We start from the raw sequence: 7098 nt of genomic DNA, 5'->3' as shown, positions 1-7098 counted from the left end.
GCCCTGCATCGTTCGCGACAATGCAGGATGCGCTGAAACCAACCTCGTCATCCATCTCTCCTCGTTGGGAAACGAGGGCGCAGTTCTTCATTTCGTCAGGGGGTCAGTTTCTCACTTCGCCTGACAGCATTCTGGTGACGACCGAACGCCCGATGAGTATTCAGCGGTTCACCGCCGCGCACGAACTCGGTCATTATGTTATGCAACATGAGCCGAGTCTGGACGATGAGAGCATGCTGCGACGCATGCCGATGAATGCACAACCAGCGTCTGATCTTCAGGAAGTCGAAGCGGATGCTTTTGCGACGGCCTTCATGTTGCCAGTGTGGCTGCTAGGATGGCACATGATGCGGCAGGGATGGACGGTCGACAATTTCCGGCGGCCCAGTACGGTTTATCAATTGGCCCTTCGATTGGGCGCAAGCTATGAGGCCACCTGCTGGACGCTTGTTCGCAATAGCCTCATCGATCGCAAACTGGCGCGTGAGCTATTGCTGACAAAGCCGCGGGAATTGAAGGTGGGCCTTTTGGAGCCTTACCAACCCGACGACTATCGCGGCGACGTGTGGCTGCTCACGGAAAAAGACGCGGACACCCGGATTGATGGCAGTCGCAATGACCACTTCGTTTTGCGGCTGAAAGAACACAGCGGCGGCGGTTATCTCTGGGATATGGATCAGCTCAACGCGAGCGGATTTGCGATCGTGCGCGAGGAGCTGGAAGCGGTCGATGGAGATGGGGTCGGGGGGCCTGTTGTTCGTAGGGTCACCGCGCAACCGACTTCCTCTTATCGCGGAACGATGGCGCTGGACGAGCGCCGACCATGGGATCCAGACGATGCACCCCTGACCTCGCTCGAGGTGGAGTTCGACCTTACAGGACCCGAGGAGGAAGGCCTGTCACGGGCAGAACGTCGGGATTTGCTTGAGGCCGCATGAGCAATATCGTCATTATCAAAGATCTCCGCGACCTGTTCGGGCCGGCGCGAAACCAGGGCGCACGGCCGACTTGCCTGGCCTTTGCCACGAGCGACATCCATGCGGCGGCGCGCGGGGAATGGTCGCCGCTCTCCTGCGAATATCTCTTCTTCCAGGCGCAGCGACGTTCGAGCCGGTTGTCTACGCAAGGGGCAGTGCCGGCTGCAATTCTCGGCGCGTTGAAGAAGGTTGGACAGCCTGAGGAAAACGACTGGCCATATTTGCCGAAATCCCCGGAAGACGAGAGTTCATGGCAGCCGCCAGGCAGAGTTATCTCGCTTTATGGTCGCAACGGCCGCGGGCTAAGGGCTTCGATCACTGATGTGATCGATGGGATTGATCGAGGCATCCCGCTGGTGCTTCTTCTGACGCTATCTCCTTCTTTTTTCCGTCCCTCCAGCGAAGCGATCGTGACGCCGGCGATCGGCGAGCAACCGGAACCGGAACGCCGACATGCTGTCATTGCCGTTGCCCACGGCCTCGTCGACGACAAGCGCTCCGTGCTGGTGCGCAACAGCTGGCAAGCAGCCGGGTTTCACGATCGCAATGCCGGCGCCGATCGACGGGAATGGTTTTCAGGCCGAGATTGACGGCGGCGAGATGAGCGCCGGTGGTAATGCAGGCTTGGCGGAGGATCGAGGCGGCAAACAGCCGGCCGAGCCAGGGCGCATGCTGCAGGACGGAAAGCTCGTTCCAGGCATCGAGGGCGACGATCGCCTGCAACACCGCAGGCAAGGTTTCGGCTTGGCGCAGCACTGCCCGCCATTCGTCGAGCCGGGCATCCTCGTCCCAGTCGAGATCATAGAGCAACGGATCCTTTTCGGGACGGCTCGCCGTCGCACGGCCGGGACGTGTCGCGTCCTCGATCGCCGCCTCCGATCGGGCGAGGACCGCGTCGATGGCGGCATAGTCGATGCCGGGAAGATTTTCGACGTCGTCGGCGTCGCCCCCCTCCCCTTCCGGATCGATTGTGACCGCACGCCGGATGGCACCGAGCGTCTGCGCCTCTTCCGTGTCAGCCGTCGTGATCTCTGCGGTTTTCCGCAGCGAGCGGATGCCGTCGGCCGACAACGCCCAATCCGGCGACTGAGCTGCAATACGCCGGCGGGTCCTCAAAACGTCGCGAGCGATGGTCAGCTCGTGGGTGGGTGTGCGGATATCGCGGGTGGCATCGTGGAGGACGAGGTCTTCGAGATGGACGAGTTCGCCGTCGATCCACAGCGAGGCGCAGGCATCGGCGAAATGCATCCTCTCGATCCAGCCCTGGCCGACGGGCGAACGGGCGATCCGCTCGTCGAGACGCGACAACGCACTACTAGTGTGGGTTTTACTTTGCCATTTCAATCGTGGAAATGTCATACCTCCGTTAGGGTTAGACGATAAACACGGCTCAATTTTCCGCTAACGATTTCAGTGAGAGCCGCCGTTTGCCAAAGCGATTGCGCGATCGAACAGCCAAAGCGACGCCCACGATCACGGACGAGCAATGGTCTGCGGCACGGCGCGTCGCCGGCGAATTGGACAAGATCCTCGATGGCGCTGGCCCGAGGCAGGAAGCCGTCGCCCGGGCCGCGGCCGAGTTGCGGCTGACCACCCGCCAAATCTACAATCTGCTCGCACGCTACCGCGTTACCCGAATGGCGACGGCGTTGCTGCCTCGCGCTGCCGAGACCCGGCGCAAGCGGCTGTCGTCCGACGTGGAGGCGATCATCAGCACGACGTTACGTGAACAATGGCTGACACTGGAGGCGCCGCCGCTCGCACCCGTCGTTGCCGAAATCCGTGCCCGTTGCGAAGAAGCCGGCCTTGCCTTGCCGTCCTACGTTTCCGTCGCCCGGCGCATTCCGGCTCTGTTCGGGCCTGAAGAAATCGCCAGGAAGCGATCGGCCAATCCAAAGCATCTGTTGCGCCTGAAACCACGGCCGGGATACATCCATGCGGCACACCCGCTGGACGTCTGTCAGATCGACCATACGCCGACCGATATCAATTTCGTGGAGATCGTCGACGGAAGTGGGGACTTCGTCGGCCGTCCCTATCTGACGATCGTCACGGATGTCGCGACACGATCGATCCTCGGCTTCTGCCTGACGCTGGAAAAACCGTCGGTGCTTTCTGTCGCGCTTTGCCTCGCCCAGGCGATGTGCCCGAAGGAAGCCTGGCTTGCCGCGCGGGATCTTGACTACGCGTGGCCGATGTTCGGTCGGCCGCGGCTGCTTGTCACGGACTCGGCAAAAGAATTCAAAGGCTATGCGTTTCAACGCGGCTGCGACGATTATGGCATCCGGATCCGCTACCGCGATCGTGGTCGGGTACACCAAGGTGGCGTGGTCGAACGATTGCTGGGCAAACTCAACGCGGTGCTTGCCACCTATCCGGGGTCGTCGGGCCGATCGGTGGCCGACCGCGACGGATATCCTGCCGAGCGGCGGGCGCGTCTGAGTTTCTCGGATCTCGAGCGTTGCATCCCTCTGGCCGTGATCGATCACAACCTTCAGGAAAACTCCAAGACGCTGAAGGTGCCGATCAAGGAATGGCAGCAGAACAGCGCGGGTTTGCCTCGCTTCAAGGACGACCCGCAACAGGTGCTGTTGTCGTTCCTGCCTCGAACCGAGAGGCAATTGTCGCCGCAGGGCATCGGCATGTTCGCCTTGCACTATTATTCACCATGGCTCGGCGTGCTCGTTCCGCAACGCGACCGGCTTGGAAAGCTGGAGATTCGATATGATCCACGGGACATCAGCCACGTCTATGTCCGCGACCCGGAAACCCGGCAGTATCGATCTGTCGAGCGGCGCGACGGTCGGCTGACGTCGTTGACGCTGTGGGAATTCGAGGCGGAGCGCGCCCGTCGGCGCATGGCAAACCAGCGCTCAAGCGTCGAACAGGTGGCGTTGCGGCGGGAAATCGCCACCATTGCTGCCGCTGCGAAACCGTCGAAGCGCCAGTTACGTGATGCTGTTCGCGTCGCCCACGCCGCCGCGGCGGTAAAGCCCTATTCAGCCATGCAGCCACAGGAGGCAGCGACGACCGAACATCCTGTTCGTCAAAAGCGGACATTGCCGGTCGAAGATTGGTGACCAGGCATGTCGGATCATCTCCTTGAGCATGTGCGCTCCTATCTCGATCGTGATCCGGAAGAACGCATCGCCTATGTCCGTGCTTCGCGATGGATCGGACATCAAGTGGCGCAACACGCCCATCAGCGGCTGGCGGACCTCCTCTCACGGCCCCCATCGCTACGCACGCAGGGTCTGATGCTGGTCGGCCCCTATGCCAATGGCAAAACGATGATCGCCGAGCGGTTTGCCGTCGAACACCTGAGGCGATCGCACGAGCAGAGAGTCTGGATGATCCAGACCCGCGAGGGCGTCGGTCTCGGACACTTTTACGGCAGCATTCTGCAGGCGTTGCGAGCTCCCGGCGGGGATCTTCACGACGTCAGACGCAAGGCCGAACAGCTCGACCATTTGCTGGCAACCCTCAAACCGAGGATGCTGATCTTCGACGAATTCCACAATGCACTGCGCGGTCGCTCACGCGATGTCGAGGCTGTCTTCGCCTTTCTGCGGCGGATGGGACGGCAGTACGATATTTCCCCGGTGCTGATCGGCGAGGTAGCCGTCTACGACTTCATCAATGCCACCAGCGAAATGGCGAGCCGTTTCGATTTTTTTGCCGTTCCACGCTGGCAGTATGATGAAGAGTATCTCATGCTTCTGGACAGCCTGGAGACAGCTTTGCCGCTCGCCCAGGTTTCGAATCTGTCCGACGAGCCGTTGGCGCGACGCATATTTAACCTGTCGGAAGGATTGATCGGCGAGACCGTTGCCATCGTCACGAAGGCGGTGATCGCCGCGATACGCTCGGGTGCCGAACGCCTCACCAAGGCAGGGCTTAACGAACTTCACTATGTTCCGATCTCGCAGCGGCGCAGTGCCGCTCTGCGCGAGAACCTGCTGTGACGACCTCCGAGCGCGGTCCGGCGATCGCCATCCGCGAGCGATACCACGAGGTGGTGTCCGAGCAATGGCCCGTTGTCGTGCGGCCGCAACCTGGCGAGTTGCTGTCGAGCTGGGCGCATCGGCTGGGATTTGCGAACGGCATAGCCCCTCGGTCATTCGGCCGTGTGCTCGGCTTCAGCACCGGGATGTGGTCAGCGTCCCTCGACATGAATTTTCAGACCGACGCCATCAATATCCTCACGACACACACCGGCATTCCCTTGTCGCGACTTTTCGCGATGTCTCTGAAAGGATCGCCGTTGAAGCGCCTGCTCCTGCCCCTGCGCGATGACGGACGCCGCCTCAGTTCAACCTGGCTGCAATTCTGCCCGCAGTGCCTGGCCGAGGATGCCCAGCCCCATTTTCGCCGGCAATGGCGTTTGGCGACCAGGATTTCGTGTCCACACCACCGATGCGGATTGCGTGACCGATGCCCGTCCTGCCGCAGCCGCATCGCGGTCTTCAGTCAGCTTGAACTCGTCCCGCAGCATTTTTGTGCCGCCTGCGGCTTCGATCTGCGGCGGGCATCGACGAGTTTTGTTAGTCCGGCAATCCGATCGCTGGACACGTGCATTCACGATATCTGCAGGCTGGAGGCGATCACTGGCTCGCTGCTTACCAATTCCCTTGTCCGACGCCTTTTGGCCATTCCCGACTTTTACGGCCAGTATCCGACGGTCTCTCTCGTCAGCCTGTCCACATTGGCGCGCATTCGATGTTTCGAGCGGCTCGCAATGCACCCGAAGGAGTGGCTGATCGACGATGACGATGCTGTCGTCGCGCTTTGGCGACGGTCTATCCTGTCGGCGGATGGACATGCGAGTTTGATCGAGCGCCTGGCGACCGGCCTCGAATATCGGATTCAACGACACGCGCCGAAGGCCCACCGGGAACGGACCGCGGACCTTAGGGGCCTTTTGGAAGCATATCGTCGGGTAAAGCAGAACCCTCATCGGAGAAAACGGGATACCGCCGCTGTCGAAGTTTGATCAGATTGATTTGAGCTGGACGCGCTTTTCGAGCTTTTCCGCTTCTTCCTTGCGCTCGCTGTAGCGGTCGACAAGGTAAGCGGAGGCGTCCCGCGTCAGCAGCGTGAACTTCACCAGTTCCTCGCATACGTCCACGACCCGGTCGTAGTAGGATGACGGTTTCATCTGACCATCGGCGTCGAATTCCTGGTAGGCCTTCGCGACGCTGCTCTGGTTCGGGATGGTGATCATCCGCATCCAGCGGCCCAGCAGCCGCAGCGTATTGACGGCATTGAAGGACTGCGAGCCGCCGGACACTTGCATGACCGCAAGTGTCTTTCCCTGAGTCGGGCGGACCGCGCCGATGGAAAGCGGTATCCAGTCGATCTGCGCTTTCATGATGCCGGTGATGGCGCCGTGCCGCTCCGGGCTCACCCAGACCTGGCCTTCCGACCATTCCGAGAGTTTTCGGAGCTCTTGAACTTTCGGATGATCGACAGGCGCATCGTCCGGAAGCGGAAGGCCGGATGGATCGAAAATGCGCACTTCGCATCCGAACTTCCCCAGGAGGCGACCGGCCTCCTGGGCGAGCAGGCGGGAATAGGACACCTCCCTGAGGGAACCGTAGAGGATCAGGATCCGCGGCGGACGGGTGGAGAATGGCGGCCGAAGCGCCTCCAGATCAGGCTGGCGAAGGTGGCGCGGGTCGACCGCCGGGAGATCAGACAATACGCCGTCCCTCCGCGTCGAGAAGCGGTTCGCCATCCTCCTTGGCGAAGGGCCCCTTGAATGCATCTGCCGGCAAGATATCGAGCGCGACTTCCGACGGCCGCGATAGCCGGGTTCCCATCGGGGTGATGACAAAGGGGCGGTTGATGAGGATTGGGTCCTTCAGCATGGCGTCGAGCAACTGGTCGTCGGTCAGGGACGGATTGTCGAGGCCCAGTTCTTTATAGGGCGTGCCTTTCTCGCGGATCGCCTGACGCACGGTAAGACCTGCGTCGGCAATCATCTTGATGAGCTGTTCTCGCGACGGCGGTGTTTTTAGATACTCGATCACGGTCGGCTCGATATCGGCATGCCGGATCAGTGCGAGCGTGTTGCGCGAGGTACCGCAGTCGGGGTTGTGATAGATCGTGACATCCATGG

Annotated in this window: 7 protein-coding genes and 1 pseudogene; 5 read left to right on the top strand and 3 right to left on the bottom strand. The window is 61.1% G+C overall.

Annotated features, from left to right (window positions below; all coding sequences use genetic code 11):
- Both ACFFP0_RS29710 and ACFFP0_RS29705 read left to right on the top strand, forming a co-directional pair.
- Positions 1-938, top strand: a 938-nt coding sequence (locus ACFFP0_RS29710) for an ImmA/IrrE family metallo-endopeptidase (protein WP_377265835.1), incomplete at its 5' end; no start/stop codon positions are given.
- On the top strand, positions 935-1567 hold the full coding sequence (locus ACFFP0_RS29705) for a peptidase C1 (RefSeq protein WP_377265834.1): 633 nt from the start codon (positions 935-937) through the stop codon (positions 1565-1567). The genes ACFFP0_RS29710 and ACFFP0_RS29705, both read left to right, overlap by 4 nt.
- On the opposite strand, the pseudogene ACFFP0_RS29700 reads toward ACFFP0_RS29705, so the two are convergent.
- Positions 1497-2336 (bottom strand): annotated as a pseudogene (locus tag ACFFP0_RS29700) (RHE_PE00001 family protein); the annotation flags it as partial. The gene ACFFP0_RS29705 and the pseudogene ACFFP0_RS29700 sit on opposite strands and share 71 nt — an antisense overlap.
- Positions 2337-2404: 68 nt before the next feature.
- Between ACFFP0_RS29700 and ACFFP0_RS29695 the strand changes: the two are divergent.
- The 3 genes from ACFFP0_RS29695 to ACFFP0_RS29685 are packed head-to-tail and all read left to right on the top strand — an operon-like array spanning position 2405 to position 5970.
- Positions 2405-4057 (top strand): TnsB C-terminal domain-containing protein, encoded by a 1653-nt coding sequence (locus ACFFP0_RS29695; RefSeq protein ID WP_377265833.1) that lies wholly within the window; start codon positions 2405-2407, stop codon positions 4055-4057.
- A gap of 6 nt (positions 4058-4063) precedes the next feature.
- Positions 4064-4942: a TniB family NTP-binding protein gene (locus ACFFP0_RS29690; protein ID WP_377265832.1), complete on the top strand. Its 879-nt coding sequence runs from the start codon at positions 4064-4066 to the stop codon at positions 4940-4942.
- Positions 4939-5970 (top strand): TniQ family protein, encoded by a 1032-nt coding sequence (locus tag ACFFP0_RS29685; RefSeq protein WP_377265831.1) that lies wholly within the window; start codon positions 4939-4941, stop codon positions 5968-5970. Before ACFFP0_RS29690 ends, ACFFP0_RS29685 begins: the two co-directional genes overlap by 4 nt.
- On the opposite strand, the gene arsH is transcribed toward ACFFP0_RS29685, so the two are convergent.
- The gene (gene arsH, locus ACFFP0_RS29680) at positions 5971-6714 is read right to left on the bottom strand and encodes an arsenical resistance protein ArsH (protein ID WP_377265830.1); all 744 of its coding nucleotides are present in this window, start codon (positions 6712-6714) and stop codon (positions 5971-5973) included.
- On the bottom strand, positions 6671-7096 hold the full coding sequence (gene arsC, locus ACFFP0_RS29675) for an arsenate reductase (glutaredoxin) (protein ID WP_377265829.1): 426 nt from the start codon (positions 7094-7096) through the stop codon (positions 6671-6673). The genes arsH and arsC overlap by 44 nt, the downstream gene beginning before the upstream one ends.
- Positions 7097-7098 lie beyond the last annotated feature (2 nt).

The sequence above is a fragment of the Neorhizobium puerariae genome (assembly GCF_042429745.1).
Lineage (GTDB): Bacteria > Pseudomonadota > Alphaproteobacteria > Rhizobiales > Rhizobiaceae > Neorhizobium > Neorhizobium puerariae.
This window is presented reverse-complemented; position numbering and strand designations above follow the sequence as displayed.